This window comes from Rhizobium herbae (assembly GCF_017873135.1).
In the GTDB taxonomy this organism is placed as follows: Bacteria; Pseudomonadota; Alphaproteobacteria; order Rhizobiales; family Rhizobiaceae; genus Pararhizobium; species Pararhizobium herbae.
Window position 1 is genome coordinate 297056 of record NZ_JAGGJV010000005.1, and the last position, 18604, is coordinate 315659.

General features: G+C 61.4%; 20 protein-coding genes. 8 read left to right on the forward strand and 12 right to left on the reverse strand.

Annotation, left to right across the window (positions count from 1 at the left end; genetic code table 11):
* Positions 1-98 precede the first annotated feature (98 nt).
* The 4 genes from betA to betI form a co-directional block, all read right to left on the reverse strand.
* Positions 99-1751: a choline dehydrogenase gene (gene betA / locus J2Z75_RS15530; RefSeq protein WP_209853665.1), complete on the reverse strand. Its 1653-nt coding sequence runs from the start codon at positions 1749-1751 to the stop codon at positions 99-101.
* Between the two features lie 211 nt (positions 1752-1962).
* Positions 1963-3426 (reverse strand): betaine-aldehyde dehydrogenase, encoded by a 1464-nt coding sequence (gene betB / locus J2Z75_RS15535; RefSeq protein ID WP_209853666.1) that lies wholly within the window; start codon positions 3424-3426, stop codon positions 1963-1965.
* 1 nt (position 3427) lies between these two features.
* A complete protein-coding gene (gene betC / locus J2Z75_RS15540) occupies positions 3428-4966 on the reverse strand; it encodes a choline-sulfatase (RefSeq protein WP_209853667.1) in 1539 nt (512 codons plus the stop codon).
* On the reverse strand, positions 4963-5565 hold the full coding sequence (gene betI, locus J2Z75_RS15545; protein ID WP_209853668.1) for a transcriptional regulator BetI: 603 nt from the start codon (positions 5563-5565) through the stop codon (positions 4963-4965). The genes betC and betI overlap by 4 nt, the downstream gene beginning before the upstream one ends.
* A 154-nt stretch (positions 5566-5719) precedes the next feature.
* On the opposite strand from betI, the gene J2Z75_RS15550 reads away from it, so the two are divergent.
* The 3 genes from J2Z75_RS15550 to J2Z75_RS15560 all read left to right on the forward strand — a co-directional run bounded on the left by J2Z75_RS15550 (position 5720) and on the right by J2Z75_RS15560 (position 8770).
* A complete protein-coding gene (locus J2Z75_RS15550) occupies positions 5720-6157 on the forward strand; it encodes an EamA family transporter (RefSeq protein WP_209853669.1) in 438 nt (145 codons plus the stop codon).
* Positions 6158-6250: 93 nt separating this feature from the next.
* Positions 6251-6799 (forward strand): HdeD family acid-resistance protein, encoded by a 549-nt coding sequence (locus tag J2Z75_RS15555; RefSeq protein WP_209853670.1) that lies wholly within the window; start codon positions 6251-6253, stop codon positions 6797-6799.
* 156 nt (positions 6800-6955) lie between these two features.
* Complete coding sequence (locus J2Z75_RS15560) at positions 6956-8770, forward strand: GGDEF domain-containing protein (RefSeq protein ID WP_209853671.1); 1815 nt, start codon at positions 6956-6958, stop codon at positions 8768-8770.
* A 104-nt stretch (positions 8771-8874) separates the two neighbouring features.
* Here the strand turns inward: J2Z75_RS15560 and J2Z75_RS15565 are convergent, their stop codons facing one another.
* Positions 8875-9135, reverse strand: a complete 261-nt coding sequence (locus tag J2Z75_RS15565; RefSeq protein ID WP_209853672.1) for a DUF1344 domain-containing protein — start codon at positions 9133-9135, stop codon at positions 8875-8877.
* 344 nt (positions 9136-9479) lie between these two features.
* Here J2Z75_RS15565 and J2Z75_RS15570 point away from each other — a divergent pair, with 344 nt between their 5' ends.
* Positions 9480-10478: an NAD(P)H-quinone oxidoreductase gene (locus J2Z75_RS15570; RefSeq protein WP_209853673.1), complete on the forward strand. Its 999-nt coding sequence runs from the start codon at positions 9480-9482 to the stop codon at positions 10476-10478.
* A 314-nt stretch (positions 10479-10792) separates the two neighbouring features.
* Here the strand turns inward: J2Z75_RS15570 and J2Z75_RS15575 are convergent, their stop codons facing one another.
* The 3 genes from J2Z75_RS15575 to J2Z75_RS15585 form a co-directional block, all read right to left on the reverse strand.
* The gene (locus J2Z75_RS15575) at positions 10793-10984 is read right to left on the reverse strand and encodes a type II toxin-antitoxin system RelE family toxin (RefSeq protein ID WP_327791262.1); all 192 of its coding nucleotides are present in this window, start codon (positions 10982-10984) and stop codon (positions 10793-10795) included.
* A gap of 24 nt (positions 10985-11008) precedes the next feature.
* Positions 11009-11224: a type II toxin-antitoxin system RelB family antitoxin gene (gene relB / locus J2Z75_RS15580; protein WP_209853674.1), complete on the reverse strand. Its 216-nt coding sequence runs from the start codon at positions 11222-11224 to the stop codon at positions 11009-11011.
* Positions 11225-11321: 97 nt separating this feature from the next.
* On the reverse strand, positions 11322-12059 hold the full coding sequence (locus J2Z75_RS15585; protein WP_209853675.1) for a DUF3750 domain-containing protein: 738 nt from the start codon (positions 12057-12059) through the stop codon (positions 11322-11324).
* Positions 12060-12135: 76 nt separating this feature from the next.
* Here J2Z75_RS15585 and J2Z75_RS15590 point away from each other — a divergent pair, with 76 nt between their 5' ends.
* Complete coding sequence (locus tag J2Z75_RS15590) at positions 12136-13143, forward strand: asparaginase (RefSeq protein ID WP_209853676.1); 1008 nt, start codon at positions 12136-12138, stop codon at positions 13141-13143.
* Positions 13144-13149: 6 nt separating this feature from the next.
* Here J2Z75_RS15590 and J2Z75_RS15595 read toward each other — a convergent pair whose 3' ends face one another.
* The gene (locus tag J2Z75_RS15595) at positions 13150-13902 is read right to left on the reverse strand and encodes a DeoR/GlpR family DNA-binding transcription regulator (RefSeq protein ID WP_209853677.1); all 753 of its coding nucleotides are present in this window, start codon (positions 13900-13902) and stop codon (positions 13150-13152) included.
* 101 nt (positions 13903-14003) lie between these two features.
* On the opposite strand from J2Z75_RS15595, the gene J2Z75_RS15600 reads away from it, so the two are divergent.
* Complete coding sequence (locus tag J2Z75_RS15600; protein ID WP_209853678.1) at positions 14004-14375, forward strand: DUF4406 domain-containing protein; 372 nt, start codon at positions 14004-14006, stop codon at positions 14373-14375.
* Positions 14376-14468: 93 nt separating this feature from the next.
* Positions 14469-15089 carry a glutathione S-transferase family protein gene (locus J2Z75_RS15605; RefSeq protein WP_209853679.1) on the forward strand — a complete coding sequence of 207 codons (621 nt, stop codon included), beginning with the start codon at positions 14469-14471 and terminating at the stop codon, positions 15087-15089.
* On the opposite strand, the gene J2Z75_RS15610 is transcribed toward J2Z75_RS15605, so the two are convergent.
* Positions 15086-15286 (reverse strand): hypothetical protein, encoded by a 201-nt coding sequence (locus tag J2Z75_RS15610; protein ID WP_209853680.1) that lies wholly within the window; start codon positions 15284-15286, stop codon positions 15086-15088. The two genes, J2Z75_RS15605 and J2Z75_RS15610, sit on opposite strands and share 4 nt — an antisense overlap.
* A 92-nt stretch (positions 15287-15378) precedes the next feature.
* Between J2Z75_RS15610 and J2Z75_RS15615 the strand changes: the two genes are divergently transcribed.
* Positions 15379-16281 (forward strand): LysR substrate-binding domain-containing protein, encoded by a 903-nt coding sequence (locus J2Z75_RS15615; protein ID WP_209853681.1) that lies wholly within the window; start codon positions 15379-15381, stop codon positions 16279-16281.
* A gap of 10 nt (positions 16282-16291) precedes the next feature.
* On the opposite strand, the gene J2Z75_RS15620 is transcribed toward J2Z75_RS15615, so the two are convergent.
* Both J2Z75_RS15620 and J2Z75_RS15625 read right to left on the reverse strand, forming a co-directional pair.
* Positions 16292-16957, reverse strand: coding sequence for a glutathione S-transferase family protein (locus tag J2Z75_RS15620; protein WP_209853682.1), 666 nt, complete (start codon positions 16955-16957; stop codon positions 16292-16294).
* A gap of 105 nt (positions 16958-17062) precedes the next feature.
* On the reverse strand, positions 17063-18433 hold the full coding sequence (locus J2Z75_RS15625) for a TIGR03808 family TAT-translocated repetitive protein (RefSeq protein ID WP_209853683.1): 1371 nt from the start codon (positions 18431-18433) through the stop codon (positions 17063-17065).
* Positions 18434-18604: the final 171 nt, after the last annotated feature.

Consider the following 18604-nt stretch of genomic DNA (forward strand, 5'->3'; position numbering starts at 1 on the left):
AAGAGTAGCGCGGGCCTGCCGTCGCATCAACGGCGATTCTCCCGACTGTTCCTTGACGGCGGCGAGCCAGCGATTATTCGCATGCGACCGGGAAAGACTTACCGGTCGCTGGTCTCCCAGCGCGGATTGATCCACGGTTCCTGATTGCTGCGGGGCAGGGGCTGCTTGCCGAGGATATGGTCGGCCGCCTTTTCGCCGGTCATGATCGACGGGCCGTTGAGGTTGCCGTAAGTCACATGCGGGAAGATCGATGAGTCCGCAACGCGCAGTCCATCGACGCCGATGACCCGGGTTTCCGGATCGACGACGGCCATCGGATCGTTTTTGTCGCCCATCTTGCAGGTGCCGCAGGGGTGATAGGCGCTTTCCAGATGCTCGCGCAGGAAGGCGTCGATCTGATCGTCCGTCTGGACCGCTTCGCCGGGCTGGATTTCCGGTCCGCGATACTGATCGAACGCTTGCTGGCCGAAGATCTCGCGGGTGAGGCGGACACAGTGGCGGAACTTCTCCCAGTCTTCCGGATGGCTCATATAGTTGAACTTGATCACCGGATCGGCCTTCACGTCCGGCGAGCGCAGCGTGACGGAACCACGCGATTTCGAGTGGTTGTAGCCGACATGCACCTGGAAGCCGTGGCTCCTGGCCGCCGCCTTGCCGTCATAGGAAATCGCCACCGGCAGGAAGTGATACTGGATATCCGGCTGTTTGACGCCGGGAGCCGAGCGCAGGAAGGCGCAGGCCTCGAACTGGTTGGAGACGCCGAGACCGGATTTGGTGAACAGCCATTGCGCGCCGGCAACCCCCTGCCAGAACCACGGCAGCCAGGAATAGAGCGACACGGGCTTGGTCGAGACCTGCTGGAAATAGAATTCCATATGGTCCTGCAGATTGGCGCCGACCCCCGGCCGGTCGGCCTTGACCTCGATGCCCATTTCCTTCAGGTGCGCCGCCGGCCCGATGCCCGACAGCATCAGGAGCTTCGGCGAGTTGAACGAGGATGCCGAGACGACGACCTCTCGGTTGGCCTTCACCACCTCGATCTTGCCGCCGCGCTCGATCTCGACGCCCACGGCGCGGCCGTTCTCGATGACGATCTTGCGGGCATAACAGCGCAGCAGCTTGACATTCGGCCGCTTCAGCGCCGGCCGCAGATAGGCGGATGCGGTCGACCAGCGCCGGCCGTTGTGCACCGTCTGCTCCATCAGGCCGAAGCCCTCCTGCTTGGAGCCGTTATAGTCGTCGGTCAGCTCGAAACCGGCCTGCTGGCCGGCATCGACAAAGGCCTTGAACAGCGGGTTCCTGAAGCTGCCGCGCTTGACATGCAGCGGCCCGTCATTGCCGCGCCAGCCATCCTCGCCGCCCTTGGAATTTTCCATGCGCTTGAAATAGGGCAGAACGTCGGCATAGCCCCAGCCGCGCGCGCCAAGTTCCTCCCACTCGTTGTAGTCTTCCATCGAGCCGCGCACATAGACCATGCCGTTGATCGAGGACGAGCCGCCGATGACCTTTCCACGCGGAGCCGTGATCCGCCGGTTGTTGAGGTTCGGCTCAGGCTCGGAAAGATAACCCCAGTTGTAGCGGCTCATACTCATCGGCCAGGCAAGGGCTGCCGGCATCTGGATAAACGGTCCGAAATCGGACCCGCCATATTCCAGCACCAGAACGGTATTCTTGCCGTCCTCGGAAAGACGATAGGCAAGGGCCGAGCCCGCGGAGCCGGAACCGATGATGACGTAGTCTGCCTGTTGCATGGCGGTGATCTTTCTTATCCCAGCATCCGCCTTTGGTGGCTTCTGGTGTCGAGTTATAGGGTCTGGCTGCCTCTTCTCCCCACCGGGGAGAAGGTGGCCCACAGGGCCGGATGAGGGGGAGCCCCAAAGTTGAAGCTTTACCGCACCGCCCCCTCATCGCCTCGCATGCGCTCGGCACTTCTCCCCGTCGGGGAGAAGAGGCAGTAAAATCTCAATACGGCGAATCGACTTTGCCCATCGCCACATAGACGCTCTTCAGCTCACTATAGTGATTGAGCGCGGCAACCGAGTTCTCCCGACCGAAGCCGGATTGCTTGGAACCGCCAAAGGGCACTTCCACCGGCGCCAGATTGTAAGCGTTGATCCAAAGCGTGCCGGCTTCAAGCGCATCCGCCACACGGTGGCCGCGCGTGAGGTCCGAGGTAAAGACGCCGGCCGAAAGGCCGAATTCGGTGGCATTGGCGCGGGCGACCACTTCGTCCTCGCTGTCGAAGTCGAGCACGCACATGACGGGCCCAAAGATCTCCTCGCGGCAGATGGTCATGTCGTCGGTGACGTCGGCAAACACGGTCGGCTGGATGTAGTTGCCGGCCGACGAGACGGAATTCGGAATTCCGCCACCCGTCAGCAGCGTCGCGCCCTCGGCCTTGCCCTTCTCGATATAGGAAAACACCTTGTCGAGCTGCGCCTTGGAGACTATCGGGCCGAACTGCGTCGCCTCGTCCATCGGGTCGCCGATGACGATCTTTTCGGTGCGTTCCTTGAGGCGCTTGAGGAACTTGTCCTTGATGCCCCTCTGCACGAAGACGCGGGTGCCGTTGGAGCAGACCTGGCCGGTCGAGTAGAAATTGCCGAGCATGGCGCCGCCGATGGCGCTTTCGAGATCGGCGTCGTCGAAGACGATGAGCGGCGACTTGCCGCCGAGTTCCATCGTCACGTGCTTGAGGTTGGAGGCGGCCGCACCGGCCACCTTCTTGCCGGTCTCGACCGAGCCGGTCAGCGAGACCTTGGCGACATCCTTGTGGTTGACGAGCAGCGGGCCGGTCGAACGATCCCCCTGAATGACGTTGTAGAGGCCCTTGGGCAGGCCGGCCTCGATGAGGATTTCGGCGATCTTCAGCGCGCCGAGCGGGGTGTTTTCGGACGGCTTGAAGACCATGGCATTGCCGCAGATCAGCGCCGGGGCGCCCTTCCAGCAGGCGATCTGCTGCGGATAGTTCCAGGCGCCGATGCCGACGCAGACGCCGAGCGGAACGCGCTTGGTGAAGGCGAAATCTTGGCCCAGCGGAATATAGTCGCCGTTCAGCGCCGATGCCGCGACGCCACCGAAGAATTCGAAGGCGTCGGCGCCGGAGGTCGGATCGGCGACGATGGTTTCCTGGATCGGCTTGCCGGTGTCGAGCGTTTCAAGTTCGGAAAGCTCGCGGTTGCGCTCCCGCATGATATCGGCGGCGCGCTTGAGGATGCGGCCGCGCGCGGTCGGGCTCATGGCCGCCCATTCAGGTTGCGCACGCTTGGCGGCGGCGATTGCCTTTTCGACAATGGCAGGCGTTGCGGCATGCAGCCGGGCGATCACTTCGCCGGTGGCCGGATAAAGGCTGTCGAAGGCGGCGCCGTCGATATCCTCGACATATTCGCCGTCGATGAAATGGGAGGCTGGCGGTTGGGCTTTCATCTTATTCCCCTCGCGGAAAGCGTTTGGATTCTTCGAGATTGTCGAGATTCATGTGGTTGCGCATGTAGCGCTCGGATGCCTTCTGCAGCGGCTGGTGGTCCCAGGGATAGTAGGCGCCGTTGCGCAGCGCCTCATAGACCACCCAGCGCCGCGCCTGGCTTTCGCGCACGGCCGCGTCGAATTGCGCCATGTCCCAGCGCGCCTCGCGCATATCGGTAAAGGCCTTCAATGTGGCTGATATGACGGGATCGGTCGGGTTCTTGGCCAGATTGTTCAGCTCCAGCGGATCGATTTCCAGATTGAACAGTTGGTCGGGATCGAGCGCGCAGTGGATGTATTTCCACTTGCCTTCGCGAATGCAGACGAGCGGCGCATAGGAGCCTTCGGCGGCATATTCCATCAGTACCGGCGCGATGCGCTCGGCACCGTTGATGACCGGCAGGAGGCTTTCGCCATCCGTCCAGGGCATGATCTCGTCCATGGAAATGCCGGCGAGATCGCAAAGTGTCGGCGTTAGGTCGAGATTGGAAGTGGGGGCCAGATGCAGGCCGGGGGTGACACCTGGACCGGCGACCATCAGCGGCACGCGGGCCGAGCCCTCGAAGAAGTTCATCTTGAACCACAGCCCGCGCTCGCCGAGCATGTCGCCGTGATCCGAGCAGAACAGGATCAGCGTGTCGTCGAGCATTCGCGTGCGGGTCAGCGTATCGACCAGCTCCCCGACCTTCTCGTCGAGATAGGAGATATTGGCGAAATAGGCCTGCCGCGACCTGCGGACGTTCTCGTCTGTCACCGAAAAGTTCCGGTAGTCGCAGGCATGGATCAGCCGCTGCGAATGCGGGTCCTGATCCTCCGGCGCGATATCGCCGACTTCAGGCAGAAGCTGGTCGCAATCGTTGTAGAGGTCCCAGAACTTCCGCCGCGCCACATAGGGGTCGTGCGGATGGGTGAAGGAGACGGTCAGCGCCCATGGGCGACGTGCGTCGTCACCATGCTCGCGCGACAGCTGGTAGAGTTTCTGGTTGGCCAGAAACGCCACCTCGTCGTCATATTCCATCTGGTTGGTGATCTCGGCAATGCCGGCGCCGGTGACCGATCCGAGATTGTGATACCACCAGTCGATCCGCTCGCCCGGCTTGCGGTAGTCCGGTGTCCAGCCGAAATCGGCCGGATAGATGTCTGTCGTCAGGCGTTCCTCGAACCCGTGCAGCTGGTCCGGCCCGACGAAATGCATCTTGCCGGACAGAGCCGTGTAATAGCCGGCACGGCGCAGGTGATGCGCATAGGTCGGGATGGAGGAGACGTATTCGGCGGCGTTGTCATAGACCTGCGTGCGGCTCGGCAACTGTCCGGCCATGAACGAGGCGCGGGCAGGGGCGCAGAGCGGCGAGGAGGTGTAGTTGTTGCGGAAACGCGCCGAGCGCCTGGCCAGCGCCTTCATATGCGGCGCTGCTAAAAACTCCGCCGGGCCATCGGGAAAGAACTTTCCGTTCAGCTGGTCGACCATGATGATGAGGATGTTCGGCCGGCCTTTGGTCATGCGGCGTTTTCCCGTGTCGAAAGAGCATTCAGATTGAGCGTGATGTAGTCGTCGGTCAGCGCCATCGAGGCCTCCGCCGTCACCGGCGAAGAGCCGAGCGAACGTCGAATATAAAGCCCATCGATCATCGCGGCAGTGCCTTCTGCGATGCGCTGCGCATCATCTGCGACACAGAGGCACTTGAGGCTGGCAACGAGATTGGAATGCAGCCGGCGGGCATAGATGACGAGGAACCGCCGGGTCTCTTCGGAGCGCTGCGCTTCCGAGTAGAAGGCGAGCCACGCGGCGATGGTTTCCGGGGCGAACTGGTCGGCCTGGAAGCTGACGCGCACGATCGCCGAGATGCGCTCGCGCGGCGTGTCCGCGGCCTTGAGCGCCGTCACCGTATCGTCGCGCAATTGCTTCAGCAGGGAGCGCACGGTTTCGACCAGCAGCTGCTCCTTGCTGCCGAAATAGTGATGCGCCAGCGCTGCCGAAACGCCGGCATGCCGCGCAATGTCGGACATGGTGACGGCCAGCGTGCCCTGATCGCCGATGACATGCAGGGCTGCGTCCACAAGCGCCTTGCGGCGCACCGGTTCCATCCCGATTTTCGGCATTGTCGATCCCTCTTATGGGAACAGTGTATTTTTGATTGATCCATCAATCAATAAAAAACTGCCGTGGTTGTGAAGGATTTTCTTGCCATTGAAACGGGGTGCGGTTTCAACTGGGAAGGGGTGGCTAAAGCCCGGGAGCAAGAGGACATATCCGATGAAATTGCTGTTTTCCTCCTGGCAGGCTTGGGCGCTTCTCTCCGCTGTCTTTGCCGCGCTCACCGCGATTTTCGCCAAGATCGGTATCGAGAATGTCAATTCCGATTTTGCGACCTTCATCCGCACGATCGTCATCCTCCTGGCCATCGCGCTCATGCTGTTCGTCACCGGAAACTGGCAGGCGCCGGATATCGTCTCGGCCAAGAGCTGGCTGTTCCTGGTCCTGTCGGGGCTTGCAACCGGCGCATCGTGGCTCTGCTATTTCCGGGCGCTGAAGATTGGCAATGCCGCACAGGTCGCGCCGGTCGACAAGCTGAGCGTCGTGCTTGTCGCCATGTTCGCCGTGCTCTTCCTGGGCGAACGGCTGTCGCCGGCGCATTGGGCAGGGGTCGCCATGGTTGCCGGCGGCGCCGTGCTTCTGGCGCTCAAGATTTGAAGGCGGAAATTTGCAACCAGGCTTTGTATTTTAAAAGAATGTTATTCTATCGCAGATTACATAAATGCGAAAATCATGATTGGAGGCTGCGTCATGAGTCAGAATTTCGACACGGCTCTCAAGCCGCCCTTCAGCGAAAAATGGGGATGGTTCGTCGCGCTCGGAGTGCTGATGATCATGGGCGGCGGCATCGCCTTCGGCAATGTCATGGCCGCGACGGTGGCATCCGTCTATACCGTCGGCATCGTCATGTTGCTCGGCGGCATTTTGCATATGGCGCACGCCTTCCGCGTCAAGAAGTCGGAAAGTGCGTTCTACTGGAGCTTCAGTGGCGCCTGCTACACTGTCGCCGGCATCTTTGCCCTTCTCAATCCGCTGCTTGCATCCGCCACGATCACCTTGCTGATGGCCGTCGCATTGATCGTCGCCGGAGCCTTCCGGATCTGGACGGCGATCAAGCTGCGGCCGCTCGACGGATGGCGATGGATTGCGCTTGGCGGGCTGCTGACGCTTGTTGCCGGCCTCGTCATCGCCGCCGGATGGCCGGTCAACAGCCTGTGGATTCTCGGTCTGTTCCTGGCAATCGATCTGGTCATGCAGGGCCTCGCGCTCATCGCCTTCGGTGTTCTCGCCAAGGGGTGAGCGAAGGTTTAAAGGGTTGAAATAGGTTGTGTGTCCTCTTGCTAACGCACGGCAGTCATTGAATTTTCATCAAATTGTCATGCTCGGGAAACGGAAAATTCAGGTCTCGGAAGCGATCTTCCGCGCGATCTCGTGTCCGTTTCCTGGAGTTCCCGCATGTCCGCCGCCCCGCTTGCCGCTTCAGTCGAAATGCTGTCCCTGCGCCGATTCGGCGACGACCAGATCGTCACGCTTGCCAAGCTTGCGATCGAAAACGCCTTCCAGCCGATCGTCGAGATCGCCACCGGCGCCGTGTTCGGCTACGAAACGCTGATGCGCGGCTTCGAGCGTCTGGGGTTCAAATCGCCGCTGGAACTGCTCGACAAGGCCGAGGAGGCGGGCCAGCTGCTGGCGCTGGAGCATATGATCAACACCCGCGCCTTTGCCGGCTTCGCCAGCCTGCCGGATTTCGCCTCCCGCACCCTGTTCGTCAATTTCGACAGCCGCCTGATCGGGCTTGAAGGCGACGTCGTCGAGCGGCTCGGCAATCACCTGAAGCGTTCCAATATTCCGCCATCGTCGATCTGCTTCGAACTGTCCGAACGTTTCGACAGCGGCAAGATGCCGGATTTTTCCGGGTTGGTGAAAAAGCTGCGGCTCGCCGGTTTCAAGCTGGCGATCGACGATTTCGGCGTCGGTTTCAACGGGCTGAAACTGCTCTGCGACCAGCCGGTGGACTATGTGAAGATCGACCGGCATTTCATATCCGGCATCGAATCGAGCCCGCGCAAGCGTCATATCGTCCGCCATACGATCAACACGGCCCATGTGTTGGGCACGCGTGTGATCGCCGAAGGGGTCGAGACCGAAGCCGAGTTCGCCACCTGCCGCGATCTCGGCTGCGATCTTGTCCAGGGCTATTTCGTCGCCCGTCCGACGGTGCACTTCGCCGACCTGCAGCCGGCCTATCCGCATCTGGAACAGTCGGCAAGCGCACGCCGCCAGTCGACCTCGCTCGACAGTATCCTCATCCGCAAGCAGATCGAGCAGGTTCCGGCGCTGCGCGAAAACGACGACCTGGATTCGGTGTTCGAACTGTTTCGCCGGTCGCCGCAGCGCAGTTTCTTTCCGGTGCTGAATGCCAATGGCGAGCCGCGCGGCGTGCTGCATGAATATCACGTCAAGGAGATGATCTATCATCCCTTCGGCCGCGATCTCCTGAAGAACCATCTGTACCAGCGCCATATCTCGCATTTCGTCAGCCCGGCGCCGATCGCTGATCTGGAGACGCCGGCCGACGAGATGCTGAAGATCTTTGCCGGCATGGACGGCAGCGATTGCGTCATCCTGACGGAAAACATGCGCTATGCCGGTGTGTTGTCTGCGTCCTCGCTCCTGAAGATCATCAGCGAAAAACAGTTGAAGACCGCGCAGGAACAGAACCCGCTGACCGGCCTTCCCGGCAACCGCGCCATCCGCGATTATGTCCAGGGCGCGGTGCTTGACGCGGATGAGGCGCGCTATTTCTGCTATTGCGATTTCGACAGCTTCAAGCCCTTCAACGATCACTACGGCTTCCAGAAGGGCGATCTGGCCATCTCGCTGTTTGCCGCGCTGATGCGTCGGCATTTCATCGGCGAGGAAAAGTTCCTCGGCCATGTCGGCGGCGACGATTTCTTCATCGGCGTCAGCGGCTGGACGCCCGAGGAAGTGGGCGCCGTGCTGACACGGGTTCTTTCCGAATTCCGCAGCGATGTCCGCCAGCTCTATTCGCAGGAGCATCAGCAAGCCGGTTACATGACCGGCCATGGCCGCAGCGGTGACACAACCATCTTTCCGCTGATGCGCTGCTCGATCGCCGTGCTCATCCTGCCGGAAGGTTTTGTCTTCTCCGACGCCCAGGCCGTCAGCGCCCGCATCGCCGAGATCAAGAGCCTGGCGAAGGAAAGCGACAGCGGCCTGGTTTTCGAAACCTTCGGCGGTACGAACTGAAACGACAACGGGCCGGAATCCCATCATGGATTCCGGCCCGTTTCTGCATGATCCCGAAGCGTCTATCCGCGATCGGGTACGCTCATGCTTCGACAATACGCCTGTCACGGCGTCAGTGGTGTGACCGCCATTGCCCGATGTTTGTTGCCCATTGTCTGATAGGCGACCGTGACCCTTTCGCCGACCTTCAGGCCCGGATCCTTGAACCCTCCCGGCAGCAGGAATTTGGTGCCGTTCTTCAGCGTCAGCGTCATGGCCTGCGCGTCGTAGGCGCGGATGGTGCCGGTCGTGGTGCTGGCTGCGAAGGCGGCTGACGAAAGGGAGATTGCGGAGAGAAGGGTCAAAGAGGTCAGAAGAGCACGCATTGGTGTCGTCCTTGCTGGGTCCGTACATCCCGGACCGATCGTCGCAAAACCGTCCGGAGCCCGTCGTGTCGCGGCTGGGGAACCGCCGGCGTCTCCCGGTTTTGCAAGATGACGCTAGACCCGGCTTTTTCCGGTTTCAAATTAAAGAAACTTAATGTTGGCAATGGCTTGGGTGGCCAAATTTTGCCACGATGGAGCGCAGCAGTCGTTGCTTCTCAGGGATTTGCCGCAATCCTTGGATGTTCGCGCATTTCGGCACGCCGGCCGATCCGGAACAAAACACAGCTTTGCCGTTTCGGCCTGGCGCGCTAGATAACCGGCAATCACCCAGCAAGGAGAACACCGTGACCCTGCCGACCGAAATGACCTATGTCGATCTTCCGTCCCCCGGCGGGCCGGAAAAGATGGTTTTGGCACGCGGACCGCTGCCGGATCTGAAGCCCGGCGACATCCTGATCCGTGTCGAAGCCGCCGGCGTCAACCGCCCCGACGTGCTGCAGCGCCTCGGCATGTATCCGCCGCCGCCGGGCGCAAGCCCGATCCTCGGGCTGGAGGTTGCCGGTGAAGTCGTTGCCCTGGGCGAGGGGGCCGAAGGCTTCATCGTTGGCGACAAGGTCTGCGGTCTGGCCAATGGCGGCGGCTATGCGGAATTCTGCGCGCTTCCCGCGACGCAGGCCATGCCCTGGCCGAAAGGCTATGACGCGGCCCGCGCGGCCGCCCTGCCGGAAACCTTCTTCACCGTCTGGGCCAATGTCTTTCAGATGGCCGATCTGGTCGAAGGCGAAAAGATCCTCATTCACGGCGGCTCCAGCGGCATCGGCACCACCGCCATCCAGCTTGCCCGCGCCTTCGGCGCCGAGGTCTTCGTCACCGCCGGCAGCAAGGACAAATGCGAAGCCTGCGTTTCGCTCGGCGCCAAACGGGCGATCAATTACCGCGAGGAGGATTTCAAATCGGTCATCCTGGAGGAAACCGCCGGCATTGGCGCCGACGTCATCCTCGACATGGTCGGCGCCCCCTATTTCGACCGCAACATCGCTTCCCTTGCCAAGGACGGACGCCTGTCGATCATCGCCTTCCTCGGCGGCGCCACGGTGGAAAAGGCCAATATATCAGCCATTCTCGGCAAGCGCCTGCACATCATGGGCTCGGCGATGCGCCCGCGCACGGCCGTCGAGAAGGAATCGATCCGCGACGATCTGGAGGATAATGTCTGGCCGTTGTTGGAAGACGGCGACATCGCGCCGGTCATGCACGCGGTCGTGCCGTTTCCGCAGGTTTCCGAAGCGCATCGGCTGATGGAAGCCGGCGATCATATCGGCAAGATTGTCATGACGTTCTAAAGTCTGAAACAGGGCGCCCTTGCAATCGGCAAGAATCGGACTACCTTCAGATCAGCTTCAACAGAACGAAAGGAAGGTGATCCAGTGTCTAATGAGATTTCGAACCTCGTAACGGGCATGGGAGTTGTGATGGTAGGAACGAGGCAGCCCTCGATCTGAACCACCCTTCCTGCGGGTCGCATCGTGGATGCGGTCCGGGCCTTTTACCTGGCCAAAACTCATGGAGGGCCGCCTTGTGCGGCCCTTTTTGTTTGTCTGCTGCAATGCCTGCGGGATTGTGTTTGGGCTTTACCGGTAGATTTCTCTGCGATTGTCTACTCCAGCACGATCAACTTCTCATCGATGATTTCACACAGCAGACGATAGTCGCCGACGCGGTAGCTCCAATAATGCTTGAGCGGGCCGGTCAACTGTTTGCCGAGTTGACGAGGATTGTCAGTCGCAGCAAGCCTGTCCGAGAGAAAGGAAAGGATGCGAATTGCGGCTTGTCTGTCCAGATTGTTGATATTCTTCGTGCTCTTGCCGTGATTTCAATCGTCCAGCCTTACCTCGGCCAGAGAGTAGACGGCTTCGTCACCGTTCCGCACGCGCGCAGCGATTTGCGCGGCGAGATTGTAGTCTTCGATATCCTCAAGGCCTTGCTTTATGAACTGATGAACATGGAATTCCTTGCTTTGCCCTGTCTCGCGGGCAAGCTGTTCCAGTTGCTTTTCAGCAGCATCAGAAAGGCGAATTGAAAGCGTCATTGGATTGCTCCGAAGATATCTTGTCTTCTCTTTAGCATAAATCGAAGCCTCTTCCGAGCGTTGTATCCTGCTTGAGTATTGCCGCCTGCTTCCCTCTTCAGACCCCGAACCGTCCCAACGCCGGTATCTTCACCGCCGGGCGCAGCACGTCGAAGCCGGCGACCAGCCCCATGAAATGAACCTCCAGCCCGCTGCGCACCCCGACTGATACCCCGAGCAGCCCGTACAGCGTCGCGTGCATGTCCAGCCCGTCGGCATCGACCGAAAACAGCTTGCCCTCCGGCAGGTAGTCGCGGCCGACAGCGTCCGGCGGCAGCACGGCGCCAAGCTCCGGCACCGAGCGCAGCACGTGGGCGACGAAGGTGTTGGAGTTTGGCCCCGGCCAGATGCGGTAGCCACCCGGCTTGGAATAGGGGTAGGACTGGATCGCCTGTTCGATCTTCGGGATCAGCCGGGCTGCCTCGTCGCCGTCGACGCTGACGACCAGATGCGGCGTGTTCGAATACCACCGCGCATCGGCGACATAGGCGTTGCGGCGGATCGGTGAACCCCAGCCGACCTTGTCATAGCGATTGTACGTCGTATCGCCCTTGCCCTTGGTGACGATCCAGGAATGGCTGGCGACCGCCCCCTTCATGCCGCCGGTCGTGGCCGAAAAGACGTAGATCGCCGCGTCCTCGCTCTCCTTCGGCTTGGGCAGGATTTTCGCCGAAGACCAGTCCGCCTCCCGCCAGCTTGCCGGCCTTTCCTTGACATACCACCATCCGGCCGAAGCGAGCGCCGGCAGGAGATAGACGAACAGGATTGCGAGAAGCAGCCGGCGGAAAAATTTCATGTGTCGGTCCGGGTTTTGTGTTGCGTTGTCTTGGTCTAAAGACACGGGCAGAAATTGGATAATTGAGGGCAGAAGCATGTCGAACCCGGTACTTGTCGAAGTCACGCGCGGAAATCTGGTCGAAAGCCGTCATCGCGGTCTGGTGATCGCCGTCGATGGCGACGGGAAAACCGTGTTTTCGCTCGGGGATACCGATGCCGGCATCTTCCCGCGCTCTGCCTGCAAGGCCATGCAGGCACTGCCGCTGATGGAGACCGGTGCTGCCGATGCCTACGGGTTCGGCAACAGGGAACTGGCGCTGGCCTGCTCCTCCCACAATGGCGAGCCGGAACATGTAGCGCTGGCCGCCGCGATGCTGGCGGCGGCGGGCAGGGACGTCTCCACGCTCGAATGCGGCGAACACTGGTCGTTCAATCAGGACACCATCATCGGCCAGGCCCGCTCGCTCGATCATCCGTCACAGTTGCACAACAATTGTTCTGGAAAACATGCCGGCTTCGTCTGTGCCTGCTGCCACAGCGGGCAGGAAACCGCCGGCTATGTCACCTACGACCACCCGCTCCAGCGCGAAATCCGCGGCGTGATGGAAAGCCTGACGGGCGCGGCGCTGGCGCACGACAATTGCGGCACCGATGGCTGCTCGATCCCCACCTATGCTGTGCCGCTGAAGGGCCTTGCCCATGGCTTTGCCAGGATGGCGACCGGCGTCGGTCTGGACGCGGTCCGCGCGAAGGCCTCGAAGCGGCTGATCGAAGCCTGCATGGCCGAACCCTTCTATGTCGCCGGCAGCAAGCGCGCCTGCACCCGGCTGATGCGGACCGCCCCCGGCCGCATCTTCGCCAAAACCGGCGCGGAGGGCGTGTTCTGCGCCGCCATTCCGGAAAAGGGCATTGCCATCGCGCTCAAATGCGAGGACGGCACCACCCGCGCCGCCGAAGCCATGATCGCCGCCACGCTGGCGCGGTTCTTCACCGATGAACCGGAATTATACGAAAGCCTGATGGCGCAGGCCAACCACTCGATGAGAAACTGGAACGGCATCCATGTCGGCGATGTCAGGGTGACGGACGCGTTCGCCACCTGATCCTGCTCAAGCCTCGATGATCCGCACGCCCTTGTCGCGATATGGCGCCGTAACATCCTTTGCCATGCCGGCGGGCACGATCAGGCCCGCCATGTCGTCGACGACGGCAATATGATGTGGCGAGACGGCGTTGAACTTTTCCTCCGTCAGAAGCGCCATCGTTTCGGCTGACCGGGCTGCGATGGCGCGCTTGATGGCCGCTTCCTCGTAGTCTCCGGTCGAAAGCCCGTGGGTCGGATGGATCGCCGTGGCGCCGAGGAAGAAGATGTCGGGACGCAGCGTGCCGATCGCCGCCAGCGCCGCCGCGCCCGTTGCGACCATCGAATGCTTGTAGAGGCTGCCGCCGATCAGGATCACGTCGGCCCGGTGCTTTTCCAGGAGGGCCGCGATCGCCGGGCTGTGGGTCGCGATCGTCAGTTTCATCTCGCGGGGCAGGGCGCGACCAATTTCCGCATTGGTCGTGCCGCCGTCGATGAAGACCAGTTGCCCGGCGCGAACCAGTTCCGCCGCCTTTCGCCCCAGCCGTTTCTTGATATCGGTGGAGATCGTCTGGCGGGCTTCAAAATCGGGAAGCGGCGGCGTGATCGGCAGCGCGCCGCCATGCACCCGTTTCAACAGGCCGGCTGCCGCCATGTCGCGCAGGTCCCGCCGGATCGTATCCTCCGACAGGTTCAGTTCGTTCGCCAGTTCCCCGGCGAGGATCTGGCCGTCGCTGCTCAATCGCGCGGAAATCAGGGTGCGGCGCTGCGATGTCAGCATTTTCGTCTCCAAAATCATTCTTGACTATGCACGATATTGCATGATTTATCGTGAATAATCCAGATTAATCTGGAATTTTCGTGTAATTTACGGAGGAAATCATGCTGATTTTAATTGCAGGGCCTTATCGATCCGGTACCGGGGATGATCCGGAAAAGATGGCGGCGAACCTGAAGCGCCTGGAGGCGCCGTCGCATGCGCTGTTTGAGGCGGGGCATGTGCCTATGATCGGTGAATGGGTGGCCCTGCCGGTCTGGCATGCGGCAGGCGGACGCGCGGTCGGTGACGATCTCTACGAGGAGATTTTTCATCCGGTCGCCGGGCGGCTCCTGCAGCTTTGCGAGGCTGTTCTGCGCTTGCCGGGCGATAGCAAGGGGGCGGACAATGACGTCCGGATTGCCCGGGAGCGCGGCATTCCGGTCTATTTCCGGCTGGAGGACGTTCCGGGCTGTGCCGTAACCACAATGGCGTGATCGACGCGTGGCGGTCTGGCAAACATCCGGCGCGATTGATATCACTTGCGTCGGACAGGCTGGCCTGCTGCCGGCCAAGCGATGGAGAATGAGATGCTAAAGCTTTATTCCACGCCGGGGACCTGCTCGCTGGCATCGCATATCGCGCTTGAGGAATCCGGCGCAGCTTATGAGGCTGAAAGCATTGATTTTGCCAAGCAGCAGCAGCGTTCGGCCGATTTCCTTCGTGTCAATCCGAAGGGGCGGGTGCCTGCGCTGGTCACGGATCGCGGCATCATAACGGAATCTCCCGCCATCCTCGCCTATATCGGCCAGAGCTTTCCCGATTCCGCGATCGGCGTGCCAAAAGACCCGTTCGAATTCGCACGGATCCAGTCGTTCAACGCCTATCTCTGCTCGACCGTACATGTCGCCCACGCGCACAAGCGCCGCGGCAGCCGCTGGGCGGACGATCCGGCGGCGATCGAGGTGATGACGCTGAAGGTCGCCGGCAACATGGGCGATTGTTTCGAGCTTATCGAAAACACCATGTTTTCCGGTCCCTGGGTGATGGGCGAAACCTATTCGGTCGCCGATCCCTACCTGTTTACGCTTACTGGATGGCTGGAGGGCGATGGTGTCGATCCCGCGCGCTTTCCGAAAGTGTTCGATCATTTCCAGCGCATGACAGAGCGTCCGGCTGTCAAAAAGGTCCTTGCTGCCGTCACCGTTTAAGCCCGGCAGACCTCGCCGGAGAGTTTTGACGCCATACGGACGGCTCTGCCTGGAAAAGGCAGGTCGCCCAGTTCCCGCGCGTCCATCCGGGCGATGTCCGGGTGGCGCAGCAGGTCGCGGCCCCAGTTTGCATCCGTGTCATCGTCCGCCGCCGGGGCGGGAAGCAGTTGGTTGAGTATGGAGAAAATCTTCAACATGGCATCACCATCTTTCTGCGATGAGCCCATAATCCGCCTTGTCGGCGCTCTTTTCAATTGAGATTGCCACGGTAGTCATATAGAAAAACTATATGAAAGACCTGAATTCCGTTCACCTTAATGGATTGCGCGCGGTGGAAGCCGCGGGCCGTCTTGGCTCGCTGCAGGCGGCGGCCGAGGAGCTGGGCGTCACCATCGGCGCGGTCAGCCAGCAGATCATCAAGACGGAAAAACAGCTCGGTCGCGTCCTCTTCGAGCGCAGCCCGCGCGGCCTTGTGGCAACGCTGTTCGGCGAAAGCTTCCTGCCGCGGCTGACAAGCGGTTTCGAAACGCTCGATCAGGCGGTGACATCGGCCAGGAGACGGGACGAGACGATCCTGACGATCTCGGTCGCCCCGGTTTTCGCTGCGCGCTGGCTGGTCCACCGGCTGGATCATTTTACCGAGAAACACCCCGATATCCGCCTTCGTATCGATGCGACGACGGCGCTGGTCAATCTGGAGAGCGCTTGTGTCGACGTCGGCATCCGTGTCGGTTCCGGCAGCTGGCCGGGCGTCAAGGCCGAACTGCTGCTGGAACAGCAGGTCTTTCCGGTCTGCTCGCCGGCCATTGCAGAAAAACTGAACGAGCCAAGGGATATTCTCGGCATTCCGGCGGTTATCGACGGTCGCTCGATGTTCAGCTGGGAGACGTGGCTGCGCGAAGTCGGTCTTTCCGGTGAAACGATGACGGCGCGGCATGTCTTCAACGATGCCTCGCTCTGCCTCGACGCGGCGATCGCCGGTCAGGGCGTCATGCTCGCCTGGCAGACGCTGGCCGGTTACTCGATCATCGAGGGGCGTCTGGTGGTGCCGTACCCCGTCCGGGTAAAGACGGGGTTCGCGCACTATTTCGTCACTCCGCCGTCCCGCCGTGAAACCAAGACGGTATTGGCCTTCAAGCAATGGGTGCGCGAGGAAATCGCCGAGAGCATGCAGCGCCTCGGCTTCGCGTGAGCTCTGCTGCTCAGGCCGCCTCTGCTTCCTTGCGTCGTCCGGCCATCATCGCTTGAAAGGCCGGTCGTGCATGGCAACGGGCAAGCCAACTTTTGACTTGGGGATGCCGCTCCATCAGGTAACTCTCACTCATGGCATAGCGCAGCACTTCCGCCAGGTTGAGATCGGCGACGGTGAAGCGGTTGCCGACGACATAGTCCCGCGATTGCAAATGCGCCTCCAGCCGCGCCAGCGGCCTCGCCAGTCCCTTGACCGAAGCGTCGATCACCGCTTTGCCGTCCGGCGTGTTTTCCGCCGCATTGTCATAGGTCAAAACGATCTTGACCGTATGAGGCTCGACCTCGGTCGCCGCCCACAGCGTCCACGCCAGCATCTCGCCCTCTTCGCGCAGGTCAGCACCGGCGAGCGGCCCGCCGTGCTTGCGCGCAAGATAGAGGTTGTTGGCCAGCGATTCCGCCAGAACCAGTCCGTCATCCTCGATCGCCGGGATCAGCCCCATCGGGTTGACCGCGAGAAACGAGGGCGACTTCGTGTTGAGCCGGGCACCGGCGGCAAGCGGATCGGCCAGCAATCGGGCCTGGATGACGGGCACGGATGTGAAGGGAATGCCGAGTTCCTCCGCCATCCAGTAGTTGCGCGAGGCGCGCGAGCAGTAAACGCCGTAAATCGTCAGCATGGCAGTTCCCCCTGGCTTGATTTGGCTGCACGCTATGACAAGCGCGCCGGCGCTTGAAGCCGAGTGCGTTGATATCAACCATGAAATATTGTGATGTGAAGGACTTCAGCCGGTGCGGTTGCCGGAAAGTGTCAGATGGGCGAACGCCTCGCTGCCGCCCTTCATCAGATCGCCCGTGGCCTTGTCGTTCCAGCGATAGCCGAGAATGGCGCCGTCCTTGACGTCCTGGAACAGGTTGTTGGCAATCAGCGCCGTGCCCGCACCCTCGACCACCGTGACGGCGCAACCGCCGCCGGCGCCGCGCACCAGATTGCCGGTGGCAACGATGTTGCGCATGTACGGTCCCCAGCCGAGCATCAGGCCCCATTTCGGCGCGTTCTCGATGACGTTTCCGGAGATCACCGTGTCGGCCTCCGCCGCGATGCCGAAGCCGAAGCCGGCGCCGTCATGGACATAGGGGCCGTCGAGATGCAGGTTGCGGACGATGTTGTCGCTGACGGTCGCAAGCCTGCCGCCCTCGTCGAAATTGACGATCAGGATACCGTTGGCCGCCCCATCGATCAGGTTGCCGGAAGCGATCGCGCCCTGGAAACCGAATTCGGAATAGATGGCGGTTTCGCCGGAGCGCAGGCACTGGTTGCTGGAAATCTGCACGTTTGTCGCGCTGTTGGCGCGGATGGCGGAAAAGGCGCAATCGGAGACGTGATTGTCCGTCACCATGACATTCCAGGCGCGAAAGATGTTGATGCCGTTGCCGTTTTCGCCGGTGCCGCCATCCTTGGCGGTAATCCGGAACACCCGGTTGCCGCTCACCATCGTGCCGTCTTCCGCCGCTTCCCAGCGGTGCACGAGAATGCCGCCATTGCCGCAGTCGAATACCGTGTTGGCGGTGATGGCCAGCCTCGAGCTTTCCACCGCGTAGATGCCGGAAGCGGCCGCCTGCGAAATGCTGTTGCCGTCGATCCGGCCGCCGCATCGCTCCGCGTGGATGCCGTGCTTCGATGAGCCGGTGATGGTGCAATTCTCGATGGTAAGGTCTGCCACGCCGCGCAGGTTGACAAGCCCCTCGACCTCGCTGCCCAGCGCCATGCCACCGCCGTCGAAGACGAGGTCTGACAGGGTGACCTTGCCAAGCCCTTCGCCGCTCAGAAAATGGCCGCCGCCGGCATGGATCAGCCGTGTGAGGCCGGGAACGCCGCTTAGCCAGAGATTGTCGGGCAGGGTGATGCCGGAGATCAGATAGTCGCCGGCGGGCAGGAAGACCGGCATGCCCTTTTGCGCGGCATCCTTGAAAAGACGGTCGATCGCGTCGCTTTGGTCCGAGGCGGTGCCGGGGTCGACGCCGTAACCGGAGATATCGATCGTGCCGCGCAGGCCGTTTTGTAAGGGCTTGAGCTGTGCTGCGACGGAAGCGCCCGCCGTCGCGCAAAAACCCATCGAAGCGATCGAAGACAGAAGCAGGCGTCGGTTCAGCATGGCAAGTCCTTTGCGTCGGCGAAGCACAGATCATGCCAGTGCCCGGTGCGCCGAAATGATACGGGTTGTGTTGCCCGATTGCGATCGGGCGTTGAATCAATGCTGGATAGCGGCCGGTAAACGTTCATTTGGGGTGTTGTCTTTAGGGAAGAATAACTTCTGGCTGTTAGA